Source organism: Ideonella sp. B508-1 (assembly GCF_000333615.1).
GTDB lineage: Bacteria > Pseudomonadota > Gammaproteobacteria > Burkholderiales > Burkholderiaceae_C > Ideonella.
The window spans coordinates 25,441-49,725 of record NZ_BADL01000259.1; the positions used below are offsets into that span (position 1 = coordinate 25,441).

Annotated in this window: 16 protein-coding genes and 3 pseudogenes; 6 read left to right on the forward strand and 13 right to left on the reverse strand. The window is 71.4% G+C overall.

Features of this window, described 5'->3' with window-relative positions:
* Positions 1-67 precede the first annotated feature (67 nt).
* The 4 genes and pseudogenes from I73_RS10750 to I73_RS10765 all read left to right on the forward strand — a co-directional run bounded on the left by I73_RS10750 (position 68) and on the right by I73_RS10765 (position 4,995).
* Positions 68-1,639 (forward strand): acyl CoA:acetate/3-ketoacid CoA transferase, encoded by a 1,572-nt coding sequence (locus I73_RS10750; RefSeq protein ID WP_040500235.1) that lies wholly within the window; start codon positions 68-70, stop codon positions 1,637-1,639.
* Positions 1,636-2,874, forward strand: a complete 1,239-nt coding sequence (locus tag I73_RS10755; protein ID WP_022980610.1) for a thiolase family protein — start codon at positions 1,636-1,638, stop codon at positions 2,872-2,874. Before I73_RS10750 ends, I73_RS10755 begins: the two co-directional genes overlap by 4 nt.
* A 60-nt stretch (positions 2,875-2,934) precedes the next feature.
* Positions 2,935-4,001, forward strand: a pseudogene (locus tag I73_RS27355) (Rieske 2Fe-2S domain-containing protein).
* Positions 4,002-4,014: 13 nt separating this feature from the next.
* Complete coding sequence (locus tag I73_RS10765) at positions 4,015-4,995, forward strand: PDR/VanB family oxidoreductase (protein ID WP_022980611.1); 981 nt, start codon at positions 4,015-4,017, stop codon at positions 4,993-4,995.
* Positions 4,996-5,010: 15 nt separating this feature from the next.
* On the opposite strand, the gene I73_RS10770 is transcribed toward I73_RS10765, so the two are convergent.
* From I73_RS10770 to I73_RS10825, 12 genes are all read right to left on the reverse strand, one after another.
* On the reverse strand, positions 5,011-5,754 hold the full coding sequence (locus I73_RS10770; RefSeq protein WP_022980612.1) for an EthD domain-containing protein: 744 nt from the start codon (positions 5,752-5,754) through the stop codon (positions 5,011-5,013).
* A gap of 40 nt (positions 5,755-5,794) precedes the next feature.
* Positions 5,795-7,264 carry an NAD-dependent succinate-semialdehyde dehydrogenase gene (locus I73_RS10775; RefSeq protein ID WP_022980613.1) on the reverse strand — a complete coding sequence of 490 codons (1,470 nt, stop codon included), beginning with the start codon at positions 7,262-7,264 and terminating at the stop codon, positions 5,795-5,797.
* 13 nt (positions 7,265-7,277) lie between these two features.
* Positions 7,278-8,297, reverse strand: coding sequence for a dihydrodipicolinate synthase family protein (locus I73_RS10780; RefSeq protein WP_022980614.1), 1,020 nt, complete (start codon positions 8,295-8,297; stop codon positions 7,278-7,280).
* 27 nt (positions 8,298-8,324) lie between these two features.
* A complete protein-coding gene (locus tag I73_RS10785; protein ID WP_022980615.1) occupies positions 8,325-9,335 on the reverse strand; it encodes an ornithine cyclodeaminase family protein in 1,011 nt (336 codons plus the stop codon).
* Positions 9,336-9,448: 113 nt separating this feature from the next.
* Entirely contained in the window at positions 9,449-10,393 is a 945-nt protein-coding gene (locus I73_RS10790) for a LysR family transcriptional regulator (protein ID WP_234409476.1), read from the reverse strand.
* 125 nt (positions 10,394-10,518) lie between these two features.
* Positions 10,519-11,475, reverse strand: coding sequence for an alpha/beta hydrolase (locus I73_RS10795; protein ID WP_234409477.1), 957 nt, complete (start codon positions 11,473-11,475; stop codon positions 10,519-10,521).
* Positions 11,476-11,479: 4 nt separating this feature from the next.
* On the reverse strand, positions 11,480-13,939 hold the full coding sequence (locus I73_RS27360; RefSeq protein WP_022980618.1) for an RND family transporter: 2,460 nt from the start codon (positions 13,937-13,939) through the stop codon (positions 11,480-11,482).
* 13 nt (positions 13,940-13,952) lie between these two features.
* Positions 13,953-15,011, reverse strand: a complete 1,059-nt coding sequence (locus I73_RS10805; RefSeq protein WP_026096585.1) for a YCF48-related protein — start codon at positions 15,009-15,011, stop codon at positions 13,953-13,955.
* Positions 15,008-16,378: a DUF1329 domain-containing protein gene (locus tag I73_RS10810; RefSeq protein ID WP_022980620.1), complete on the reverse strand. Its 1,371-nt coding sequence runs from the start codon at positions 16,376-16,378 to the stop codon at positions 15,008-15,010. Before I73_RS10810 ends, I73_RS10805 begins: the two co-directional genes overlap by 4 nt.
* A 20-nt stretch (positions 16,379-16,398) precedes the next feature.
* A complete protein-coding gene (locus I73_RS10815) occupies positions 16,399-18,138 on the reverse strand; it encodes a DUF1302 domain-containing protein (RefSeq protein WP_022980621.1) in 1,740 nt (579 codons plus the stop codon).
* Positions 18,139-18,211: 73 nt separating this feature from the next.
* Positions 18,212-18,979, reverse strand: a complete 768-nt coding sequence (locus I73_RS10820) for a coniferyl-alcohol dehydrogenase (RefSeq protein ID WP_022980622.1) — start codon at positions 18,977-18,979, stop codon at positions 18,212-18,214.
* 15 nt (positions 18,980-18,994) lie between these two features.
* Positions 18,995-20,449, reverse strand: coding sequence for a benzaldehyde dehydrogenase (locus tag I73_RS10825; RefSeq protein ID WP_022980623.1), 1,455 nt, complete (start codon positions 20,447-20,449; stop codon positions 18,995-18,997).
* A 395-nt stretch (positions 20,450-20,844) separates the two neighbouring features.
* Here I73_RS10825 and I73_RS27365 point away from each other — a divergent pair.
* Both I73_RS27365 and pobA read left to right on the forward strand, forming a co-directional pair.
* Positions 20,845-22,619, forward strand: a pseudogene (locus I73_RS27365) (sigma 54-interacting transcriptional regulator).
* 140 nt (positions 22,620-22,759) lie between these two features.
* Positions 22,760-23,938 (forward strand): annotated as a pseudogene (gene pobA / locus I73_RS27370) (4-hydroxybenzoate 3-monooxygenase).
* A gap of 30 nt (positions 23,939-23,968) precedes the next feature.
* Here the strand turns inward: pobA and I73_RS10840 are convergent.
* Positions 23,969-24,285, reverse strand: a 317-nt coding sequence (locus tag I73_RS10840; RefSeq protein ID WP_022980624.1) for a LysR substrate-binding domain-containing protein, incomplete at its 5' end; no start/stop codon positions are given.

A 24,285-nucleotide genomic window follows, 5' to 3' on the forward strand; every position in this document is an offset into this window, starting at 1 on the left:
GCCGTGATCTGCCGGCAGAATTGTTATGTCATATAACGATGTTGAGACATCTACACCGGAGTCCACCATGAAGGTCATCTCTGCCGACGAGGTCGGCGCCCTGGTCCCGGACGGCGCCACCATCTTCCTGGGGGGGCTGGCGGTGATGGGGCTGGCCGAAGAGGTGCTGCAGGGGCTGGAGCGCCACTTCCTGGCCACCGGCCACCCGCGCGAACTGAGCACCTGGGCCTGCGGGGCCATCGGCAATGCGGGCAGTGCCGGCATGAAGCACTTCGCCCACCCGGGCATGGTCCGCCGCGTGGTGGCCGGCCACTTCGGGCAGACCGGCGCCGAAATGATGCGCATGGTGTTCAGCGGCGAGGTCGAGGCCTACAACTTCCCGCAGGGCTCGCTCTCGCACCTGACGCGCCAGATCGCCAACCGCTCGCCGGGCCTGCTCACCCAGGTCGGCCTGGGCACCTTCGTGGACCCCCTCCAGGAAGGCGGCCGGATGAACGAGCGCTCCACCGAGCCCCTGGTGCGGCGGGTGTCCTTCGAGGGCCAGGACTGGCTCTACTACCCGTCGCCGCGGGTGGACGTGGCCATCATCCGCGCCACCTATGCCGACGAGCACGGCAACCTCAGCCTGGACAAGGAAGGCATCCTGCTGGAGCAACTGGCCATCGCCCAGGCGGCGCGGCGCTGGGGCGGCATCGTCATCGCCCAGGTCGAGCGGGTGGTGCAGGCCGGCAGCCTGCATCCCAAGTCGGTGAAGGTGCCGGGCTTTCTGGTGGACCACGTGGTGGTGGCCCAGCCCGAGAACCACATGCAGACCATCACCACGGCCTTCGACCCGGCCCTGTGCGGCGACCTGCGGGTGCCGCTCAGCAGCATCGAGCCTCTGCCGCTGGACGAGCGCAAGGTCATCGCCCGGCGCGCGGCCATGGCCCTGCGGCCCGGCGCGCTGACCAACCTGGGCATCGGCGTGCCCGCGGGCATTCCGGCCGTGGCGGCCGAGGAAGGCGTGGCCGACCGCCTCAGCCTGAGCGTGGAATCGGGCGTGAACGGCGGCATCCCCGCCCAGGGCGGCGATTTCGGCCTGGCCTACAACGCCGAGTCCATCATCGAGCAGAGCGCGCAGTTCGACTTCTACGACGGCGGCGGCCTGGACGCCAGCTTCCTGGGCCTGGCCCAGGTGGATGCGCAGGGCCACGTCAACGTGAGCAAGTTCAACGGCCGCCCGGTGGGCTGCGGCGGCTTCATCAACATCACCCGCGCCACGCCGCGGCTGGTCTTCTGCGGCACCTTCACCGCAGGGGGCCTGCAGGTGGCGGTGCAGGACGGGCAGCTGCGCATCCTGCAGGAAGGCCGCTCGCGCAAGTTCGTGCGCCAGGTCGAGCAGATCACCTTCAACGGCCGGGACGCGGCCCAGCGGCAACAGGAGGTGCTCTTCGTCACCGAACGCGCGGTGCTGCAGCTGGGCCCCGAAGGCCTGGAGCTGATCGAAATCGCGCCGGGCGTGGACCTGCAGCGCGATGTGCTGGATCAGATGGATTTCGCCCCGCGGGTGCGCGAGCTGCGCCCGATGGACCCTGGCCTGTTCCGCGCCCACTGGGGCGGGCTGGCCCACCACATGGCCCTGGCCCAGGAGGCCGCATGAGCTTTTCCGCCCTGTTCAACGACATCTGGCTGCTCGAGGGGGTTCGCACACCCTGGGTGGACTACTGCGGCGCACTGGCACCGGTCTCGCCCACCGACCTGGGCATCCAGGTCGCCCGCGAAGCCCTGGCCCGCGCGCAGCTGGACCCGGCCCGGATCGGCTCGGTGATCACCGGCTCGATGGCCCAGGCCGATTTCGACGCCTACATGCTGCCGCGCCACATCGGCCTGTACGCCGGCGTGCCGCTGGAGGTGCCCGCCATCCTGGCGGCGCGCATCTGCGGCACCGGCTTCGAGCTGCTGCGCCAGGCCGCCGACCAGATCAGCCTGGGCTACTGCGAGGCCGCGCTGGTGGTGGCGGCCGAGTCGATGAGCCGCAACCCCATCGCCGCCTACACCCACCGCAGCGGCTTCCGCCTGGGCGCACCGGTGGAGTTCAAGGACTTCCTCTGGGAGGCCCTGGACGACCCGGCCGCCAAGGTGAGCATGATTCAGACGGCCGAGAACCTGGCGGTGCGCCACGGCATCACGCGCGAGGCGGTGGACCGCTACGCCGCCCAGTCCTTCGAGCGCGCGCTGGCCGCCCAGGCCGCCGGCCACCTGGCCGAGGAGATCGTGCCCGTGCGCAACGCACGCTTCGAGCTGACCGGCTATGAGACCCGCGGCATCCGCCTGGCGGGCAAGGTCAGCGAAGTGACACAGGACACCCATCCCCGCCCCAGCCCGCTGGAGGCCCTGGCGGGCCTGCGCACCGTCTACCCCGGCGGCGTGCAGACGGCCGGCAACAGCGCGGCCCTGGTCGATGGCGCCGCCGCGGCCGTGGTGGCCAGCGGCCGCGCGCTGGCACGCCAGGACCGCCGCCCACTGGCCCGCCTGGTGGCTGCCGCCGCGGCCGGTGTGCCGCCGGAGATCATGGGCATCGGCCCGGTGCCGGCCATCCAGGCCCTGTTGGCGCGCGCCGGCCTGGCCCTGTCCGACGTGGCCCTGGTCGAGATCAACGAGGCCCAGGGGGCCCAGGTGCTGGCCTGCGAACAGCTGCTGGGGCTCGCACGCGAGCAGCTCAATGTCAACGGCGGCTCCATCGCCCTGGGCCACCCGTTGGCCGCCACCGGCCTGCGCCTGACATTGACGGTGGCGCGCGAGCTGCGCCGGCGCGGCCAGCGCTGGGGCATTGCATCGGCCTGCGTCGGTGGCGGCCAGGGCATGGCCCTGCTGGTGGAAAACCCCGACTTCTGAGCCCTGGGGCCGGCACCGTCCGGCCCCCTTTCCCTGTTCCAGACACAAGGAGACACGCTCATGTTCACCCCCAATGCGTGGTACGTCGCAGCCACCTCGGACGAGGTGGCCGACAAACCCCTGGGGCGCACGGTCTGCAACGAGCGCATGGTGTTCTACCGCACCAGCGACGGCCAGGCCCATGCCCTGGAGGACTTCTGCCCCCACCGCGGCGCGCCGCTGTCGCTGGGCTTCGTCAAGGACGACCGACTGGTCTGCGGCTACCACGGCCTGGAGATGGGCTGCCAGGGCCGCACCGTGGCCATGCCCGGCCAGCGCGTGGGCGGCTTTCCGCCAGTGCGCCGCTTTGCCCTGCTGGAACGCCACGGCTTTCTCTGGGTCTGGCCGGGCGACCCCGGAGCGGGCCGACGAACGGCTCATGCCCGCCCTGCCCTGGGCCCGACAACCCGGCCTGGGCCTATGGCGGCGGCTTCTATCACATCGGCTGCGACTACCGGCTCATGATCGACAACCTTATGGACCTGACGCACGAGACCTATGTGCACGCCAGCAGCATCGGCCAGAAGGAGATCGACGAGACGCCCTGCACCACCCGGGTGAACGGCGACGAGGTCATCACCAGCCGCTTCATGCAGGGCATCGAGCCACCGCCGTTCTGGCAGATGGCGCTGCAGGCCAACGGCCTGCCCCATGACCAGCCGGTGGACCGCTGGCAGATCTGCCACTTCAACCCGCCCTCGCATGTGCAGATCGAAGTCGGCGTGGCCCTGGCCGGCCAGGGCGGCTACGAGGCCCCCGACGCCGCCAAGGCCTCCTGCATCGTGGTGGACTTCATCACCCCCGAAACCGAGACCAGCCACTGGTACTTCTGGGGCATGGCCCGCCACTTCAAGCCCGACGACGCCGCGCTGACCGACCGCATCCGCGAGGGCCAGGGCCGCATCTTCGCCGAGGACCGCGAGATGCTGGAGCGCCAGCAGCAGAACCTGCTGCGCTGGCCGCAGCGCCGGCTGCTGATGCTCAACATCGACGCGGGCGGTGTGCAGGCCCGGCGGGTGATCGAACGCCACCTGGCCGCCGACCGCGCCGCATCCGCCGCCTCCACCCCTGCCCCGACCGCCCCCTGACCGGAGCCGACGCATGAACAGCCCCGAGGCTTCCCCGCTCGAGGTGCGGGTGGCCGCCAAGACCCTGGTGGCCCAGGACATCTGCACCCTGGACCTGGTGCGCGCCGATGGCCGGCCGCTGCCCCCGGCCGAACCCGGGGCCCACATCGACCTGCACCTGCCCAGCGGACGGGTGCGGCCCTACTCGCTGTGCCAGGCGCCGGGCGAGCCGCGCTACCGCATCGGCGTGCTGCGCGATGCGGCCTCGCGCGGAGGATCGCGCGAGGTGCATGACGAAGTACAGGCCGGGCAGACGCTGCGCATGGGCGCACCGCGCCAGCGCTTTGGCCTGGCGCCCCAGGCCGAGCAGCACCTGCTGCTGGCCGCGGGCATCGGCATCACGCCGCTGCTGAGCATGGCCCAGGCCCTGCAGGCCCAGGGCCGGCGCTACACGCTGCACTACGCGGCGCGCAGCCGGGCCCAGGCCGCCTTCCTGGACCTGCTGGGCCAGCCGGCTTTCGCGCCCCACACCCACCTGTACCTGGGCGACGCGGGCCAGCGCCTGGACCTGGCGGCGGTGCTGAGCCAACCGCAGCCCGGCACCCACGTGGCCCTGTGCGGGCCCCAGCGCTTCATCGACGCCGCGCTGGCCTGTGCCCAGGCCGCCGGCTGGCCCTCGGCCCAGCTGCATTTCGAACGCTTCGGCGCCGAGGCCGGCACCGGCCCGTCCGACCCCGCCGCAGGCGACCAGGCCTTCGAGGTGGAACTGGCCCGCAGCGGCCGCGTGATCCCCGTGGCCGCCGACCAGACCATCGCCCGCGCCCTGGCCCAGGCCGGCATGGAGCCGCTGCTGTCCTGTGAACAGGGCGTGTGCGGCACCTGCCTGACCCCCGTGTTGGCCGGAGAGCCCGACCACCGCGACAGCTACCTCACGCCTGAAGAGCGGGCAGCCGGAACGCAGATCCTGCTGTGCTGCTCGCGGGCGCGAGGGGGGCGGCTGGTGCTGGATCTGTGAGGGGCCGGGGCCCGCTCAGCGGTCGAAGCGCTCGTAGATGAGCACTTCGGTGGCGTAGACGAAGAAGGACTGCGCCGGGTCGTAGAACGGGGCCTCGGCATTGACGGCCAGCAGTGCGCGTTCGTAGTCGCGAAACGCGCCCACGGTGGCCGGGCTGTCGAACCACAGCGTGCCCACGCCTTCGTAGATCGGCACGTCCTTGGCGCCGAAGTAGGCCAGCATCGGGTTGAACTCCGCGAGCTGACGGCTGTGCACGCAGCGGCGCACCGCGGCGGCGGCCTGCGGCGCCGCGTCGAGCGCCCGTGCGTGTGCGGCCGCCCAGGCCTGGAAGAACGCTTCCAGCGTCATCCCGGGCGCGGCGCGCAGGTAGTGCAGCACCTTGGCGCCGGCCACGCGGCCGGGCTGCGGCACGGGCTGCTCGGCCTCCACCGCCACCAGGCTCAGCGTGCGGCTGGCGTCGGCGAAGTTCGCCGCGTCGGGCCCGACCTTGGTGCGCACATGCTCATGGGCGAAATTGACGCCCATGTCGGCGGGGCTGTCCCAGTACAGCTCGGTGACCGAGTCGCGCGCCATCGTCATCGCGTGCACCGCCTCGCGGCTGCTGCCGAAGGCCGCGTCGAACACATGGTTCTGCACGTAGCGGCGCAGCGTCAGCGGCTGCTCGTTGGAAATGGCGCCGTGCACATGCTGCACGTAGGCCAGGTACTCGGCGTGGGTCATGCCGGGCTTGCGGCAAATGGCCGCCATCATCTTGATCATGGACGTCTCCTGCGGTGAACGTGAATCAGGCACGGGGGGCTCAGGCCGGCTGGAGGCCGTCCCAGCACAGATACTTGACCTCGGTGTACTCGTCGATGCCCAGGTGCGAGCCTTCGCGGCCCAGGCCGCTCTGCTTGACGCCACCGAAGGGCGCGAACTCGTTGGAGATCAGCCCGCAGTTGATGCCCACCATGCCCGACTCGATGCGTGCGGCGTTGCGCCAGATGCGTGCCGCGTCGCGGCTGTAGAGGTAAGCCGCCAGTCCGAACTCGGTGTCGTTGGCCATCGCGATGGCCTCGTCGTCGCTCTCGAAGCGGAACAGCGGCATCACGGGGCCGAAGGTCTCCTCGTGCGCAATGCGCATCGCGGGCGTGGCGTCGGCCAGCACGGTGGGCTCATAGAAGTTGCCGCCGAGCGCGTGGCGGCGCCCGCCGTGCAGCAGGCGCCCCCCCTTGGCCAGCGCATCGGCGACGTGCGCCTCGACCTTCTCGACCCCGCCGGCATCGATCAGCGGCCCGAGGTTCACGCCCTCTTCCAGGCCGTTGCCCACGCGCAGCTTCTTCACGCGCTCGACGATGCGCTCGGCCAGCGCCTCGTACACACCGGCCTGCACCAGCACGCGGTTGGCGCCGATGCAGGATTCGCCGGTGTTGCGGAACTTGGCCGAGATCACGCCGTCGGCCGCCGCATCGAGGTCGGCGTCGTCAAAGACGATGAAGGGCGCGTTGCCACCCAGCTCCATCGAGCACTTCTTGATCGTCTGCGCCGACTGGGCCAGCAAGGTACGCCCCACCTCGGTGGAGCCGGTGAAGGTGATCTTGCGCACCAGCGAGTTGGACGTCAGCTCGCCGCCGATGGCGCGTGTGTCGTTGCCGGTGAGCACGCTGAAAACGCCGGCCGGGATGCCGGCGCGCTCGGCCAGCTCCGCCAAGGCGAGCGCGGTCATCGGCGTCTGGCTGGCGGGCTTGACCACCATCGTGCAGCCGGCGGCCAGCGCGGGGCCGGCCTTGCGCGTGATCATCGCCGCCGGGAAATTCCAGGGCGTGATCGCGGCGCACACGCCGACGGGTTCGCGCAGCGCGACGATGCGCTGCGTCTCCTTGGCGCCCGGGATCACGTCGCCGCGCACCCGTGTGGCTTCCTCGGAGAACCAGCGCACAAAGCCCGCGGCATAGTCGATCTCGCCCCGCGCCTCGGCCAGCGGCTTGCCTTCTTCCAGCGTGATCAGCGTGGCCAGGTCGTCCTTGTGCTGCACCATCAGCTCGTACCAGCGGCGCAGGATCTCGCCGCGCACTTTGGCCGTCAGACGCCGCCAGGGGCCGAAGGCGGCCTGCGCGGCTTCGATGGCGCGGCGCGTCTCGTCCTCGCGGCAGCGCGGCAGCGCCACCAGCGCCGACCCGTCGGCCGGGTTGTGCAGCGCGTAACGGCCGTGCGGCGTCTCGGCCAGCCACTGGCCGTCGATGCAGGCGGCTTCGCGCCACAGCGCGGGGTCTTTCAACAGGTGCTTCATCGCGCGGTCTCCTTCAGCAGGGATGGCGGCCGACCATGAAGGCCGAGTCGGGATCGGACGTGACCTCACAACCCGAGGCCGCCAGGGCCTGGCGCAGCGACTTCATGAAGCGGTCGGGGATGCGCAGCATCGGCGCGCGCAGCGGGCCGCCGTTGAAGCCGGCCAGCCAGTCCTGGTACTTCCACTGCGTGCGGTTGAGGCTGCCGATGGCCGGTGCCGACGCGGCCGAGGCCGCGGTGTTGGCCTGGCGGGCCGGGTTCACCTTCCAGTACATCTGCATCGCCTCCTCCCAGCGGCCGCTGCGCGCCAGCTCGAACGCCTTCGGGTAGTAGTCGCCCATCCACTGGGTGTTGCTGGTGCCCGAGAACTGCAGCTTCATCAGGCTCATCAGCGGGATCGCGTCGGCCTCGATGGGGCAGCTGATCACCACCTCGTCGCGGAAGTGGTGGTACATCTCGCAGATGCCGGCCGGCAGCGGAAAGCCCTGCTCGGACTTGATGGCGACCACGTTCGGGCAGTCCTTGACCAGGCGGCGCATCAACGCCAGCGACATGCCGGCGGGGTGCACGCGCTCGAAGCCCCAGGTGGGGATGGGGAACAGCATCACCCCCAGCTGGGTGGCGTCGCAGAAGGCCTTGGTGTAGTCGTAGATCTCCTGCTCTCTGGTGGGCCAGAAGGTCGACGGGTAAGACAACAGCACGAGGTCGGCGCCTGCCTTCTCGGCCAGCGCCACGGCCTCGATGTTGTCGGCCAGCGTGCCGAAGGCGGCATGGAAGAACAGGCCCAGCTTGCCGCCCGCGGTGTCACGCGCGATGGCGGTGAACTGCGCGTTCTCTTCGGCGGTGATCGCCACCTCCGAGCACAGCAGCGTGTAGCTGAAACCCAGCGCCACGGTGCGCTCGATGTCGTGGCGAATGCCGCGCTCGTTCAGGCGCTTCAAGTCGGCGCTGTAGCTGGGAATGGTGACGGCGGAACAGCCGACGAGGTGCTGGCGAGCCCAGGCGCGGGCATCGGCCTTCTTGTACTGAGGCATGGAGTCTCCTTGTAGAGGATGGGTCAATCACTTGGACACGGGAAGGATGCTGGTGGGCATCTCGACACCCCGCCCGAGCTGGCGCGCCCGCGCCAGCAGCATCTCGGCGACGGCGATGTCCTGCAGCGCCGAGCCCACCGACTTGTAGACCGCGATGTCGTCCGCGGCGCGGCGCGGCGCGGCGCGGCCGGCGACAAGCTCGGACAGCGCCACCGTCTTCGCGGCGAGGTCGACTCCGGCCCGGGCGGCCGCGATCGCGTCGCCGGTGTCGTGCAGCACTTCCTCGGGCATGTCGGCAACGATGCAGGCGGCGCGCGCGAGCGTCTCTTCGTCGACCTCCCGCTGTTCGGGCAGGGTCGAGCCGAGCGACACCACGGTGGTGCCGGGGGTCAGCCAGGCGCCGCGCAAGACGGGCGATTCATCGCGGCTGCGGGCGGCGCACAACACCACGTCGGCCTGCCGCACCGCGTCCTGCGGCGAGGCCACGGCCTGGATGTCGAGCGCAGGCCGGAAGCCCTCGGCGAAGCGCTCGCGGCTGGCGGGTGTGGGGCTGTACACCCGTACGGTGGCCAGCGTGCGGATGGCCGCCAGGCACTGCAGCGCGCCCCGCGCCTCGAAGCCGGCGCCGATCACGGCCACGGACAGCGGGCGCTGAGGTGCCAGGTGGTCCACCGCCAGCGCGGCGGTGGCGGCCGTGCGCAGGCCGGTGACGCGGTTGCCGTCAATCAGGGCCGACAGCGCCATCGTCTGCTGGTCGAACAGCGAGATCAGGTAGCTGGCGCAACGCGAGCGCGGTGAGGCCGCGATGAGCTTGCAGCCCATCGTCGTGCCGGTGGGCGACACAGCCGTCAGACTGCGCAGCCAGAGGCCGTCGCCGCGCGCCATCGACCGCGGCGGCACCATCGCTGGCGGGCAGGGAGCGCGGTAGGCCAGCGCCAGCGCATCGACGGTGGCACGCCAGTCGGCAAGTGCGGCGACGTCGGCGTCGCTCAGGAACAGGGTGGGCGGGACCGGAGAGGCGGCAGCAGCGTGGAACATGAAGGCGGCGGCGGTGGCCGGGGGATGACGATGACCGCCACCTTAGGCCCGAGGTGCCGCCGCGGGCACTGCCTGCCGCGCATAGCAGCCTTGCAGAAACTGGATGCCGTGCTTCAGCGACCCTGCAGGCGACCGGCCAGCTCGCACAGCAGGCGGTGCACCTCGCGGGTGGCGCGCGTGTGCGGGCGGCGTGGGGACTCGGCCAGCACGACGCAGCGGTCGAGCTCGGGCTCGACGATGCGCGCGGCCCTCAGCGGCGCCTGCAGCGGCCCCGCGGCCACCGAGGCGATGGCCAGCCCGCCGCCGGCCGCCGCCACGGCGTATTGCAGCTGCACGGAATCGGCTTCCACGGCGACCTCGAGCTGAAGGCCGTGCTCGGCGGCCAGATGGTCGAGCCGCGCGCGCAGCAGGTGCGGCCGCGCAGGCAGCACCAACGGCAGCCCCGAGAGGCGGCGCAGAGCGATCGTCGGTGCCTGGAGGGCCGGCACCTCCTCGCGGCCGATCAGGTACAGCGACACCTGGGCCAGCACCCGGCCGTCGCCGACCGCGGCAGCGTCCTCTCGCAGCACCACCGCCATGTCGAGCCGCCCCTCGCGCAGGTGCTCCTCGAGCTGAGCGCTCGCCGCTTCGACCAGGTGCAGGCGCACGCCGGGCATGCGATCGCGGACCAGCGCGGCCAAGGGCCCGGCGAAACGCGGCACCGCGGAGGGCAGCAGGCCGACGAGCGCGTCGCCCATGGGCTGGCCGCGCGCGGCCCGGATGTCTTCGACCAGGGTGTCGGCCTCGGCCGCCAGCCGCGCCACGCGCGGCAGCAGGTGCGCCCCGAACTCGGTCGGCACGACGCCGCGCCCGGTGCGCACGAAGAGCCGCTCGCCGCACTGCCGCTCCAGGTGGGCGATGGCCCGGCTGACCATCGACTGCGGCAGGGCCAGCACGGCGGCGGCCTTGCTGAGGCTGCCGGCGTCGGCCACCCGCAGGAAGATGCGCCAGCGGTCGTCGATCACCGATCCCGGCACAGCCGGATGGGGCGCGCGTTCCGAGGGAGCGTCAGCGCTCAAGAGGATGCTCCGGTCGGGGTCAGGCTGAGGTCTCGCATGCCGGCATGGTAAGGGCATGCCCCGCCACCTCCACCGACGTGCCCCGATGAACTGCGGTCCCTGGTCTCGCGCTGTGCACCGGGGTCTCAGCCCCCAAAGGCCTGGCGCAGGCCCGCGGCCATCTGCCACTGCGCCAGCCGGGCGGCCGGCACCGCGCCCATGCTCACGAAGCCGTGCGGCAGGCTCAGGTACTCCACCACGGTGAGGGCGTTGCCAGCGGCTTGCAGGGCCTCGCCGTAGGCCAGGCCTTCGTCGCGCAGGGGGTCGTGGCCCGCCAGCATCAGCAGGGTGGGCGGCAGGCCGCTCAGGTCGCGGGCCAGCAGGGGGGCGCCGCGCTCGTCGGGTGCGCAACCGGCCTCGCCGAAACAGTGGTGGTTGAAATAGGCCATGGTGCGCAGGGTGATCGTGGGCCCCTGCCCATGCCGCTGGCGCGAGGGGTAGTCGCCCTCATGGCCGCCCGCGGCCGGCGGGTAGAGTAGCAGCTGCAGGCACAGCGCCGGCCCGCCCGCATCACGGGCCCGCAGGGCCACGCTGGCGGCCAGCGCCGCGCCGGCACTGTCACCGGCCACGGCCAGCCGCGCCGCGTCGCCGCCGCGCTGGGCCAGCACCGAAGCCACCCAGTTCAGGGCGGCCCAGGCATCCTCCGGCGCGGCCGGGAAGGGGTGCTCCGGTGCCAGGCGGTAGGCCGCCGAGACGACCATGGCCCCGCTGTCGGCGCAGAGCTGGCGGCAGACGGCGTCGTAGCCGTCCAGGTCACCCAGGGCGTAGCCCCCGCCGTGGAAGTACAGCACCGTCGGCAGGGCCTGGGTGAGGCCATGTGGCCGGTAACAGCGCACCCGCACCGCCAGCCCGCCCCATGTGCCCTCCTCGTCGCGCACCGCCACATCGGCCGGCGGCACGTCGGCGGCGGCCAGGATCTGGCGGTAGACGGCCCGCGCCGCGGGCGGCGGCAGGTCGGCCAGATCGGGCAGGCCGGCGGCCTGGGCCTGCGCCAGCAGGGCGGCAATCTGTGCATCCAGCATCATCGATCTCCCAAGGTTCATGGCTTCAGGCCTGGTGGCCCAGTGGTTCGGACGGGTGCGTTGCCGCCGCGGCCGGTGCCGCCACCGGGGCGGGCCGCAGCAGCAGGTGGGCCAGGGCCGGCAGCAGCACCAGCGCGCCGACCATGTTCCAGACGAACATGAAGGCCAGCAGGATGCCCATGTCGGCCTGGAACTTGATGGGCGAGAGCGCCCAGGTGGCCACGGCCAGCGCCAGGGTGACGCCGGTGAGCATCACCACCCGACCGGTGAACTGCAGGGCGTGCAGATAGGCCCTGGACAGCGACTCCCCGGCCCGCAGCCGGGCCAGCATGATGCTCAGCACATAGAGCGCGTAGTCCACGCCGATGCCCACGCCCAGGGCGATGACCGGCAGCGTGGCCACCTTCACGCCCATGCCCAGCAGCACCATCAGGGCTTCGCACAGCACCGAGGTGAGCACCAGCGGCAGCACCGCCACCACCACCGCGCGCCAGGAACGGAAGGTGACCCAGCACAGCAGCACGACCGCGCCGTAGACCCACCAGAGCATCTCGTGCATGGCCTGGTGGACGACGATGTTGGTGGCCGCGGCGATGCCGGCCGAGCCCGCGGCCAGCATGAAGCGCTCGTCCGGTGCGGGGTGGTGGGCGATGAAGTCCTCCACCGTGCTCACCACGCGGCTGAGGGTCTCGGCCTTGTGGTCCTGCAGGTAGACGTAGAGCGACAGGAAGGAGCAGGCCTGGTTGAACAGCTCGCGCGGCGCGCGGGTCTGCACGCCGCCCAGCGCGCTGTCGTTGGGGATCAGCTCATACCACTTGAGCTGGCCTTCGTTGTAGCCCACCATGGCCAGCTTGGACAGGGCCGCCATCGAGTTGGTGGCCTCCACCCCGGGCAGTTGTTCGAGCTGCCAGGCCAGCTGGTCCAGCTTGGCCAGCGTGCCGTAGCGGGTGCACTGGTCGTCCGGCGTGGTGGCCATCACCACCAGGATGTCGCTGGAGGCCGCGTAGTGGGCGGTGATGTAGGCGTTGTCGCGGTTGTAGCGCGAATCGGCCCGCAGCTCGGGGGCACCGGGGTCGAGGTCGCCCACGGCCAGGCGGGTGCTGATGACCCAGCCGCCCGCCCCCAGCACCAGAGCCACGCCCAGCGCGGCCAGCGCCGGCCCGCGGCGGGTGAAGCGCTCCAGCATGTGCCACAGCCAGCCCTGGCTGGTGAAGCTGCCGGTCTGCTCCAGCGCGGGGTTGGCCTGCGGGTCGTCGCGCAGGCTGCGCCGGGCCGCCGCCGGGCTCACGCCCACATAGGACAGCAGCACCGGCAGCAGCACGAGGTTGGTGAAGATCAGCACGGCCACGCCGATGCTGGCGGCCAGGGCCAGGTCCTGGATCACCTGGATGCGGATCAGGGCCAGCACCGCAAAGCCCACGGCGTCGCACAGCAGCGCGGTGAGCCCGGCCATGAAGAGGCGGCGGAAGGTGTAGCGCGCCGCCACCACGCGGTGCGTGCCCCGCCCCACGTCCTGCATGATGCCGTTCATCTTCTGGGCGCCGTGGCTCATGCCGATGGCGAACACCAGAAAGGGCACCAGCACCGAATAGGGGTCCAGCGGGTGGCCCAGGCCGGCCAGCAGGCCCAGCTGCCACACCACGGCCACCAGCGAACAGGCCACCACCAGCACCGTGCTGCGCACGCAGCGGGTGTAGCCGTACAGCACCGCGGCGCAGATGCCCAGGGCCAGCACGAAGAAGAGCAGGACCTGGCGCATGCCGTCGATGAGGTCGGCCATCACCTTGGCGAAGCCGGTGATGTGGATGGCCACGCGATCGCTTTCGTATTTGCTGCGCAGGGCTTCGAGCTGGCGCCCCAGCTCGCCGTAGTCCAGCGCCTGGCCGGTCTGCGGGTTGTGGTCCAGCAGTGGCACGAAGATGATGCTCGAACGGGCGTCGGCCGCCACGGTCTGGCCGATCTCGCCGGAGCGCTCCACATTGGCCCGCACCTCGGCCAGGGCCTGGGGCGAGCCGTCGTAGCTGTCGCCCATCACGGTGTTGCCGTCCAGCCCGTCCTCGGTGACGGCCACCCAGCGGGTGTTGGAGGTCCACAGCGATTTCATGAACGGCCGGTCCACCCCGGGCAGCAGGTAGACCTCGTCGCTGAGCTTCTGCAGCGTGGCCAGGTAGCGGGCGTCGTAGATGGTGCCCTGGCGGGCCTCCACCACGATGCGCAGCGCATTGCCCTGGCCGCCCAGGTCGTCCTTGTGGGCCAGGTAGTTGGCGATGTAGGGGTGCAGCTTCGGAATGGTCTTCTCGAAGCTGGCATTGAGCGTCAGCCGCGTGGCCAGGCTGCCCAGCAGCAGCGTGAGCAGCAGGCACAGGCCCAGCACCCAGGGCCGGTGGTTGAACAGCAAGCGCTCGGCCCAGTTGCCGGAGCGGGTGTCGAAGTCTTCGAGTCGGGCCACCACGGGCTGGGTGGCCGACGCATCGGGGGCATGCATGGCAGATCCGGAATCAGGGAGTGGGAGGGGTCGGGTCGGCGCGGCGCACGCCGCGCAGGCTGGCCAGGATCCAGGCGCCATCCGGGGCCTGCCCCAGGCCGGCGGCCGGCAGGGGGCCGGCGGGCATCTGCAGCGAGTCGAAGCTCTCGCCCTGGTCCCGGCTGCGGAAGAGCTCGCCGTTCTGGGCCAGCAGCAGCAGGCTGCCGTCCTGGGCCACCAGGCCGGCCTGCAGGGTGACCGGGGTGTCGATCTTCACCCGGCTCCAGTGGCTGCCCGCGTCGTCCGAACGGAAGGCGCTGCCGCGCAGGCCGTAGGCCAGCAGCGTGCCCTCGGGGCTGCCCAGCAGGCCGAAGAAGCTGCCCTTGTAGGGCGACGCCAGGGCGCTGAAGCTGGCCCCGCCGTCCTCCGAGCGCAGCACCAGGCCCTGCTCGCCGACGATCACCCAGCGCGGCCCCTGCAGCTGCACGCCGTACAGGTGCAGGCCGCGCGGATTGACCGCCGCCAGCGGCAGCGGTGCCCAGTGGGCGCCGCCGTCGCGGGTGACCAGGGCCAGCCCATAGGCCCCCACCACCACCGCCTGCTGGCCGTCCAGCACCGCCAGGTCGAAGAAGGGCTTGTCGGCCCCCTCCTGCACCAGGCGCTCGGCGGCATGGCGGCTGGCCTCGTCGGTGGCGGCGGCCAGCAGGGTCTGGGCCAGCTGGATGCCGTCGAGCTGGCGGGTCCAGTGCTGGCCGCCGTCTTCGGTGCGCAGCACCACCCCCAGATGGCCCACCGCCCAGCCCACCCGGGCGTCGGCAAAGCGCACCGCGGTGAGCGTGCTCTGCACCGGCACCTGCGCCTGGTGCCACTGCCGCCCGCCGTCGTCGGACCAGAGCACCGTGCCGCGCTCACCCACGGCCACCAGCCGGCTGCCGGCGCGGGCCACCGCCAGGGTGACCGCGCGCAGGGCCCGCGGGGTCTGCACGGCCGGGCTGCGCAGGGCCGCAGGCGGCATCGGTGCGGCCAGGGCGCCCGTCATGCCCGACACCGCCAGCAGCAGCCCGGTGACCACGGCCCGCCGGGGCCGGCTCATCGCGCCCCCTCGTTGGCCAGGGCCTCGGGGCTGAAGAAGGCGCGGGGCAGGCTGGGCAGCGTCTTGTACTGCTCGGGCAGCTCGTTGCTGGCCATGTTCAGGTAGTAGGCCCCGGTCTGCAGGTCATAGCCACCCCAGAACATATTGCCCACCAGGGCGGGGATGTCCGGCGCCAGCAGCGTCAGGGTGTAGTTGGTGCGCCAGAGCTGGCCCTTGGCATCCCAGCCGTCGAAGAGCAGGATCTGCCAACTGTCCTCGTCGATGTAGTAGGTGCGCTTGGGCACCACATGGCGCTTGCCATCGGCCAGCGTGGCCTCCACTTCCCAGACCCGGTGCAGCTCCCAGCGCACCAGCGAGGGGTTCAGGGTGTGCGGCGTGACCAGTTCGTCCACCTTGGCCAGGGCCGCCCGGTTGTTGCTGTAGGGCACGTAGAGCTCGCGCTTGCCCACCAGGCGCAGCTTGTACTTGTCCAGCGGGCCGAACAGGTTGAAGGCCTCGTCGAACAGGCCGATGCCCGAGGTCACGGAGTCCGGCGTGTCGTAAGCCACCGAAGGCGCCTTGCGCACCCGGCGCTGGCCCACCAGGTACTGCCAGATGCCGCGCGGCTGCGAGGCGTTGATGGCGTCCTGCGCCAGGATGGCCTCACCCGCCTTGGAGCCGGGCTCCCCCACCACGAACTTGCCCATCTGGTAGTAGCCGTCGAACTTCTCCAGGCTGCCCTCGGGGTCGTAGTAGGGCCGGCGCAGGGTCTGCACCCCGCCGGAGGCCATGGCGCGGCGGCCGTCAGCCGTGACCACCCAGACCCGCACCGGGGCCTGCACATTGGTGCCCAGCCAGGCCAGGCGGTGGTTCTGGATCACCTCGTAGCCGTCCTTGGGGATGGGGAAGGGAATGCCGCCATAGGCGCCCTCGGTGCCCTGCCCTTCGTCGACCAGCTTGGCGCGGGTGGCGTTCTTGAAGGTGTTGTCGTAGACCCATTGCGGCGCGGCGGCGACCCGGTGGGTGGGGTAGACGTCCAGCCGGAAGTCGGGGTACTTGCGCAGCAGGGCCTTGACGCCCTCGCTCAGCCGGGCTTCGTAGCCGGCCATGTTCTTGGCCGAGATGCTGAACTGCGGCTTCTCGGTGGGGAAGAAGTCCGGCCGGGGCTGGCCATTCTTGAAGCCTGCCGGGGCCTTGGTCATGCCGCCGTCCCAGGCGGGGATGCTGCCGTCCTTGTTGCCGGCGCGCTCGGCACCCACCGGGGTCAGGGTGGTCTTGAGCTTGGCCGCCTCCTCGGCGGACACGGCGGCCTGGCTCCAGGCCGGCCAGCCCAGGGCCAGCGTGGCCAGGGCCATGCTCAGGGACAGGGAAAACTGCTTGCGGTTCATGGTGACTCCGTCCTGGAAGTTCAGAAGGTGCGGGAGAGGCTGAAGGCGACGTAGGCGCGGTCGGCCAGGGTCTGGCCAAAGGTCAGCTGGCGCGGCGAGCCCGCCCCCGGGATCAGGGTCTCGGTGAAGGTCTTGGGCTTGCCGAAGTAGTTGGTGTAGGTGAGGGCCACCTTCCAGTCGGTCTGGTATGTGCCCTTGAGGCCCACGCTGTAGTCCCCGCCATCGGAGACGCCGCCGGCGAAGTTGCCGATGGCCGAGGAGCGACCGCCGAAGTTGTAGCCCAGGCTCAGGGGCACCGAGAGGTCCAGCCCGGGCAGGGCCTGGAAGTACTGCGGCTCGAACAGCATGCGCCAGGCCCAGGCGCCGCGGGTGGTGTTGGGGTCCAGCCCGCCCACGCCCTGGCTGCCGCCGTCGGCGGCGGCGAAGATGTCGCGCGTGACCTTGAGCGTGCGGTTGTAGGCCAGCTCGGAGACCACGGCACCGCCACCCCACAAGGGCCCGGGTTGCAGCACATAGATGCCCGAGACCTGGGCATGGGCGGTGCGGCCCACCGCGAAGCAGGGGTCGGCGCTGGACTGGCCGCAGGTGGCGACCACGCCGGTGCCCACCACCGCCGGGTCGCTGGCCAGCGGCGCGTTCCAGCGCAGCGAGGTCTCGGCCGCCCAGTTGAGCTGCCCCACCGACGAGGTGACGCTCATGCCCACGGTGCGCACGTCGGAGGCATAGGCCAGGTGCACATTGCCGTTGGCGAAGTCGAAGACCGGCGCGCCCGGGGTCTTGTCGTGGTACTGCGCGGCGTAGAAGCCGTACTCGAAGTCACTGCCTTCGGGGCTGTAGCGCAGCTGCAGGCCGCCCTGCCCGTTGTTGCGCGGCTTGAGGTCCTTGTCCTTGTCGTAGGGCAGCAGGATGGGGTTGCCGTTGGCGTCGTTGCCGAAGTTCACGACGCCGGTGCCCACGTAGTCCTGGTTGGAGAAATAGCTGCCCACCCCGGGGATGCGGCTGGGCCGCCAGCGCAGCTGGTAATAGGCCCCCAGCGACACGCCATCGGCCACCTGCAGCGAGCCCGAGACCTGCTCCACCGGCAGCAGCACCTCCTTGAACTGCCAGCCCGGCACCGAGAGGATCTTGGCCACATCCACCGGGCCCTGGGCCGCGGCAATGCCGTTCTGGCCGAAGAACACGCTCTCGCCCCATTGCAGGGTGTGGCGGCCCACGCGCAGGGTGCCGGGCATGTCGCCGATCTCCCCCTTGACGTACACGAAGGCGTCCAGCAGCTCGTGGCCCATGCCCTGCTGGCGCACGGTGTCGCGCAGGAAGGCATTGGGGGCCTGCCCCGGGGCCACGTTCGACGTGTTGGCATTGGCCCCCACCGGCTGGCCCCCGGCATAGACCGGCGTGCCGTTGTAGTCGTTGGAGCGCAGGTAGGCGCCGTCGCGCCAGGCACTGCCCGAGATGCGCAGGCCGTAGCTGGGGCCGGTCAGGTCCAGCTCCCCCAGCAGGTCCAGGCGGTTGGAGATGAGGCCCTTCTTGAAGTTGTGGTCGCCGTCGTCCTCGTTGACCGTGCCGGGGTCGGTCGCCACGTCCAGGCGGGTGAGGGAGGCGGACGGGTCGCGCAGCCGGTAGGCGGTGCTGTACTTGGGGGTCAGGTCCAGGCGCAGCTTGAGGTCGCTGTCCTCGGGCATGTCCACGGCGAAGGCATGGGCCGCGACCGGCAAGGCCAGTGCGGCGGCCACCGCCAGCGGATGACGGGGGAAATGCATGGGATGTCTCCTGTGCTTGTGGTGAATGGGCCCGGTCGATGCGCCGGGCTTGGGCGGGAAGGCGCCGTCGGGTTCAGAGGTAGGTCGAGGCCAGCCCGCCATCCACGGGCAGGTTGACGCCGCTGACCCAGCGGGACTCCTGCGCGCAGAGGAAGGCGACGACCGGGGCCACCTCGTCGGCCAGGGCGGGACGCTTCATGCGGTGGGCGTCCTGCTGCACACGCTGCTCCCCCAGCATCTGCACGAAGTCGCCCAGGATGGGGGTGAACACCGGGCCGGGCGAGACGCAGTTCATGCGCACGCCGCGCTCCAGGAACCAGCGCTGGGACTGGGTGACGGTCCAGACGATCAGCGCTTCCTTGAAGTACTGGTAGCAGGTCTCCTGCGGCACCGGATGACGGGCCAGGAAGGCCAGGCCGGCCTCGAAGCTGGCGGCCTCGGCCAGCGCCTTGTGCTGCGCCAGGCGCTCGGGCCACTGCGCCCCCAGGATGGAGGCGATGTTCACGATGGCACCCCCTTCGGGCAGGCGCTCCAGCGCGCGTCCGCACAGGTGGCGCAGGCCCAGGTAGTTGACCCGGGCCACCAGGTCCACCGGCGCCGTGCCGGGCACGCCGGCCACATTGCACAGCGCATCGAAGCGCTCGGGCAGCTGGGCGAAGGCGGCGTCGATGGCGGCCTGCTCCGACAGGTCGGCCTTGACGAAGCCTTCCAGGGTGATGCTGGGTTCGTTGCGGTCCACGCCGATCACGCGGGCCCCGTGGGCGCGCAGGCAGCGGGCGGTCTCCGCGCCGATGCCGGAACTCACCCCGGTGATGACGATGGTCTTGTTGGCGACGTTCATGTCGGTGTCTCCTGTTCAGAAGGGATAGGTGGGCAGCTGCTCTCGGACGGTCAGCCACTGCCAGGACGCGAACTGTTCCCAGTCGCCGGGGCCGCCGTGCGAGCTGCCGTTGCCCGCCACGCCGGGGCCGCCGAAGGGATTGACCGCGTCGTCGTTGACCGTCTGGTCGTTGATGTGGACCATGCCGGCGCGCAGGCGCTGGCCCAGGGCCAGGGCGCGGCCCACCGAGGCGGAGAGCACGCCCGCCGCCAGGCCGCCCTGGTGGGCATTGGCCAGGCGCACGGCCTCTTCGTCGTCGCGGAAGCTCACCAGGTTGATGACCGGGCCGAAGGTCTCCTCCTCGAAGGTGGGCATGCCGGGGCGCACATCGGCCAGCACGGTGGGCTGGTAGAACAGGCCCTCGTAGCGCCCCCCCGCCAGCAGGCGGGCGCCGGCGGCCACGCTGGCCTGGACGGCGGCGTGCACCCGGTCACGCTGGCGGGCGTCGATCAGCGGGCCCAGCGCCACCTGCGCGGTGGCGCCGTTGCCCACCGGCAGATGGCCGGCCTTGGCCACCAGGCGTTCGGTCAGCGCAGGGGCGATGGCCTCGTGCACCAGCACCCGGTTGCTGGCCATGCAGATCTGTCCCTGGTGCAGCCAGGCGCCCCAGGCCACGGCGCTGGCGGCGCGGTCCAGGTCGGCGTCGTCCAGCACCACCAGCGCATTGCTGCCGCCCAGCTCGAGGGAGACCTTCTTCAGGTGCTGGCCCGCCAACGCGCCGATGCGCCGCCCCACCCCCACCGAGCCGGTGAAGGAGATCATCGCCACGCCCGGATCGGTGATCAGCGCCTCACCCACCTGCGGGCCGCCGGGCAGCACATGCAGCAGGCCGGCGGGCAGGCCCGCCGCCTCGAACACACGGGCGATCATGAAGCCGCCGCTGACCGGCGTGCGCGGGTCCGGCTTGATGATGACGGCGTTGCCCAGCGCCAGCGCCGGCGCCACCACGCGCAAGGTCAGCACCAGCGGAAAGTTGAAGGGCGAGATCACGCCGATCACCCCATGGGGCACACGCCGCGCCATGGACAGCCGACCCGAGGGGCTGGGCAGCAGCTGGCCCTGGGCCTGCATGGGCATGGCGCCGGCCTGCTGGCAGAAGACCGCCGCCTCGCGCAGCTCGTGCTGGCCCTTGGGCAGGATGGCCCCGGACTCGCGGGTGACGAACAGCGCCAGCTCGTCGGCATGCTGGCGGAACAGGTCGGCGGCGCGGTGGAAGATCTCGGCGCGCTCGCGCGGGGGCATGGCGACCCAGTCGGCCTGGGCGCGGGCAGCGCGCTGCGCCGCGGCCGCCACGTCGGCCACGCCGGCCAGGCCGCTGTGGGTCAGGCAGACGCCGGTGGCCGGCTCGATGACGTCCAGTCGTTCAGGCGCCGGCTGCCAGCCCTCGCTGTAGATGCAGCCCTGCCAGGGTTCGGAGGCCAGGATGTTCATGGTGTTGTGCAGATGGGTCGGAAGATCTTGGAAACCCGCGCCGATCGCGTCGGGTGGCCTCTCTTGCGCAAACCACATGCCTTGCCGCCCGGCCCGCCCCCGCGCGCTGGCCGCACACCGCCTCTTGCACCCCCTTGCCGCCCTGGGAAGACCACCCCCTTTCCCCGTGCTTTCCCTAGGCCATCTTTGCGCTGTGCAGCACAGGGTTTCACCGGGGAGAAATTACTTATGAATTGAAAACAATTCGAACGAAGCCTCCCACCGCACTTCATGAATTCATGAACTGGACCCCCATGGACACGCTGCAGCACGCCCCCCCCGTTGCCACGGCCCCGGTGACCCCCACGGCGCCACCGCGCATCTCGCTGGCGGAGGTGGCCCGCCAGACCGGCGCCATGCTGGGCCGGGGCAACAGCAAGCAGTTCAACGCCGGCTGCCCGCCCACCATGGCGGACCTCACGGAGTCGCTGTTCTTCTCGCCCGGCGACGGTCGCATCTGGCTCAACGACCAGCGCATGCTGCTGATGCACAGCTCGGCCATGGGCCACCTGCGGCGGGAGCTGATCGACACCCTGGGCATCGCCCGCGCACGCGGCCTGCTCACCCGGGCCGGCTATGTGGCGGGCGCGCGCGACGCCCAGCTGGTGCGCGAGCGTTGGCCGCAGGGTGATCCGGCCGGCGTCTTCATGGCCGGCACCCGGCTGCACGCCCTGGAGGGGGTGGTCAAGGTCACGCCGCTGCGCTTTGACTTCGACATCGACCAGGGCCGCTACGAGGGGGAATTCCTCTGGGAGCATTCCAGCGAAGACGACGAGCACATCGCCGCCTATGGCATCGGCACCAAGGCGGCCTGCTGGTCCCAGGTGGGCTATGCCACCGGCTATGTCACCAGCCTGTTCGGCCAGCTGGTGATCTTCCGGGAGCTGGAGTGCCGCGCCATGGGCGGCCAGGCCTGCCCGGGTGGTGGGCCGCCACGCCCCCGGCCTGGGGCGATGTGAGCGAGGACCTGCGTTACCTGCAGGCCCAGGACTTCGAGCGCCTGCGCACCACGCAGCCGGGCAGGCCCGCGAACAGCCCCGCGCACACGGACACCGCCGCCAGCCCCTTGCCCGAGCCGCCAGCGCAGGCCGACGGCGGCACGCCGCGCCATGAGATCGTCGGCGCCTCCTCGGCCTTCACCTCGGCCTGCCACCAGCTGGCCCGCGTAGCCGGCACCGCGGCCACCGTGCTGTTCACCGGCGAGTCCGGCGTGGGCAAGGAGGCCTTCGCGCGCCGGCTGCACCGCATCAGCGCGCGAGCCGGGCAGCCCTTCGTGGCCGTCAACTGCGCCGCCATCCCGGACACCCTGATCGAGAGCGAGCTGTTCGGCGTGGAACGCGGGGCCTACACCGGGGCGCACCAGTCGCGCCCGGGCCGTTTCGAGCGGGCCGACGGGGGCACGCTGTTCCTCGACGAGATCGGCACGCTCAGCCTGGTCAGCCAGGGCAAGCTGCTGCGCGCCCTGCAGGAAGGCGAGCTGGAGAGGGTGGGCGGCACCCGCACGCTGAACGTGGACGTGCGGGTGGTGGCCGCCACCAATGTGGACCTGCAGGCCGAGGTGCGGGCCGGCCGCTTCCGGGAAGACCTCTACTACCGGATCAACGTCTTCCCCATCCACCTGCCGCCGCTGCGCGAGCGGCGCGATGACATCCCGCTGCTGATGAACCACTTTCTGCGGCGCGAATCGGCCCGCCACGGCCGCCACCCCACCGGCTTCACGCAGCGCGCGCTGCGGGCCATGCTGAACTACCCCTTCCCAGGCAACATCCGCGAGCTGCAGAACCTCATCGAGCGCGGCGTCATCTCGGCCGAGGACGGCGCCCCGGTCGACGTGGCCCACATGTTCCGCAGCGAGCAGCTCAGCGAGGAGACGCTGCTGGCCATCAACGACCATGGCAGCCTGGCGCCGGCCAGCCAGCCGCCGGCCCCGCGCTCCCTGCTGGCGGCCGTGAGCGAGGCCCTGCACGGCCAGGGGCAGGACATCCACCTGAGCCTGGAGGCCCTGGAGGAGCGCCTGCTGCAGGAGGCCACCGCGCTGGAGCAGGGCAACCTGGCCGCCGCGGCGCGTCGGCTGGGGCTTTCACGCGCCCAGCTGGCCTACCGGCTCGAACGCAGCCAGCGCAAGGGCTGAGACCGGCGCCCGGGGCCTCTGCGGGTTCTCCCGATGGGGATGTTCGCTTTGTCCCATGGCTTGCGCGCTTCGTGCATTGAGGGGGGCGGTCACAGTCCGTAGCCTTCTGTCTTGACACAAGACAAGCAGGAGACCTCCTCATGATCCCCTCTCGCACCCAGGTCGCCATCATCGGCGCCGGCCCCTCGGGGCTGCTGCTCGGCCAATTGCTGCACAAGGCCGGCATCGACAACATCGTCCTCGAGCAACGCACCGGCGAGTACGTGCTCGGCCGCATCCGCGCCGGCGTGCTCGAGGACACCACCGTGCAGCTGCTGCGCCAGGCCGGCGTCTGCGAACGGCTGGACGCCGAAGGGCTGATCCACCATGGCACCGAGCTGGCCTTCGACGGCACGCTGCACCGCATCGACTTCGAGGGCCTGACCGGCCGCCATGTGGTGGTGTACGGTCAGACCGAGGTCACCCGCGACCTGATGCAGGCCCGCGCCGCCGCCGGCCTGACCACCGTCTACGAAGCCCAGGACGTGCGCCTGGAAGGCCTGGAGAGCGCGCAGCCGGTGGTGCACTACACCCACCAGGGCCAGACCCACACGCTGCAATGCGACTTCGTGGCCGGCTGCGACGGCTTCCACGGCGTCTCGCGCGCCAGCATCCCGGCCGAGGTGCTCAAGACCTACGAGAAGGTCTATCCCTTCGGCTGGCTGGGCGTGCTGGCCCATGTGCCGCCCTGCCGGGACGAGCTGGTCTACGCCAACCACGAGCGCGGCTTCGCCCTGTGCAGCCAGCGCAGCCCCAGCCTGAGCCGCTACTACATCCAGGTGCCGCTGACCGACCAGGTGAGCGACTGGTCGGACGAGGCCTTCTGGAACTAGCTGCGCCGCCGCCTGCCCCCGGAAGTGGCGGCCTCCGTGGTGACCGGCCCCTCGGTCGAGAAGAGCATCGCGCCGCTGCGCAGCTTCGTGACCGAGCCGATGCGCTTCGGCCGCCTGTTCCTGGCCGGGGACGCCGCCCACATCGTGCCGCCCACGGGCGCCAAGGGCCTGAACCTGGCCGCATCGGACGTGGGCTACCTGGCCAGCGGCCTGACCGAGCATTACCAGGCGCGCAGCGACGCGGGCCTGGACGCCTACTCGGAGCGCTGCCTGGCCCGCATCTGGAAGGCCGAACGCTTCTCCTGGTGGTTCACCAGCCTGATGCACCGCTTCCCGGACGGCGGCGACTTCGCCCTGAAGATGCAGCACGCCGAGCTGCACTACCTGACCGATTCGGCCCCGGCGGCCACCGCCCTGGCTGAAAACTACGTGGGCCTGCCACTCTGAGCGGCCCCCGGCCGATCCGCCCGCAGCGACTCAGCGCTGGCGGATCAGCCGCATCAGGAGCGCTGCCGTGCGCTGGGTGAGCGGCGTGGAGCGCTTGTGCGCCGGCGTCACCAGGCACAGCGTGGCCTGCAGACCCAGGTGGTCCAGCGGGCTCACCACCAGGCGCTGCGAGGTGCCGCCCGGCACGGACAGCGCAGCCTCGCCCAGGGTGGCGTGGCCCAGGCCGGCGGCCACCAGGTCCAGGATGGCCGGCACGCTGGAGACCTCCCAGCGCACATCCAGCGGCACCCCGGCCAGGGCCGCCGCGTTCTCCATCAGCTTGCGAAAGATGTGGCCGCGCTGGGGCA

Excerpts from the sequence above, each read along its gene's own strand:
- I73_RS10750 (WP_040500235.1), top strand. The coding sequence starts at position 68 with ATGAAGGTCATCTCTGCCGACGAGGTCGGCGCCCTGGTCCCGGACGGC.
- I73_RS10755 (WP_022980610.1), top strand. The coding sequence starts at position 1,636 with ATGAGCTTTTCCGCCCTGTTCAACGACATCTGGCTGCTCGAGGGGGTT.
- I73_RS10765 (WP_022980611.1), top strand. The coding sequence starts at position 4,015 with ATGAACAGCCCCGAGGCTTCCCCGCTCGAGGTGCGGGTGGCCGCCAAG.
- I73_RS10770 (WP_022980612.1), bottom strand. The coding sequence starts at position 5,754 with ATGATCAAGATGATGGCGGCCATTTGCCGCAAGCCCGGCATGACCCAC.
- I73_RS10775 (WP_022980613.1), bottom strand. The coding sequence starts at position 7,264 with ATGAAGCACCTGTTGAAAGACCCCGCGCTGTGGCGCGAAGCCGCCTGC.
- I73_RS10780 (WP_022980614.1), bottom strand. The coding sequence starts at position 8,297 with ATGCCTCAGTACAAGAAGGCCGATGCCCGCGCCTGGGCTCGCCAGCAC.
- I73_RS10785 (WP_022980615.1), bottom strand. The coding sequence starts at position 9,335 with ATGTTCCACGCTGCTGCCGCCTCTCCGGTCCCGCCCACCCTGTTCCTG.
- I73_RS10795 (WP_234409477.1), bottom strand. The coding sequence starts at position 11,475 with ATGAACCTTGGGAGATCGATGATGCTGGATGCACAGATTGCCGCCCTG.
- I73_RS27360 (WP_022980618.1), bottom strand. The coding sequence starts at position 13,939 with ATGCATGCCCCCGATGCGTCGGCCACCCAGCCCGTGGTGGCCCGACTC.
- I73_RS10805 (WP_026096585.1), bottom strand. The coding sequence starts at position 15,011 with ATGAGCCGGCCCCGGCGGGCCGTGGTCACCGGGCTGCTGCTGGCGGTG.
- I73_RS10810 (WP_022980620.1), bottom strand. The coding sequence starts at position 16,378 with ATGAACCGCAAGCAGTTTTCCCTGTCCCTGAGCATGGCCCTGGCCACG.
- I73_RS10815 (WP_022980621.1), bottom strand. The coding sequence starts at position 18,138 with ATGCATTTCCCCCGTCATCCGCTGGCGGTGGCCGCCGCACTGGCCTTG.
- I73_RS10820 (WP_022980622.1), bottom strand. The coding sequence starts at position 18,979 with ATGAACGTCGCCAACAAGACCATCGTCATCACCGGGGTGAGTTCCGGC.
- I73_RS10825 (WP_022980623.1), bottom strand. The coding sequence starts at position 20,449 with ATGAACATCCTGGCCTCCGAACCCTGGCAGGGCTGCATCTACAGCGAG.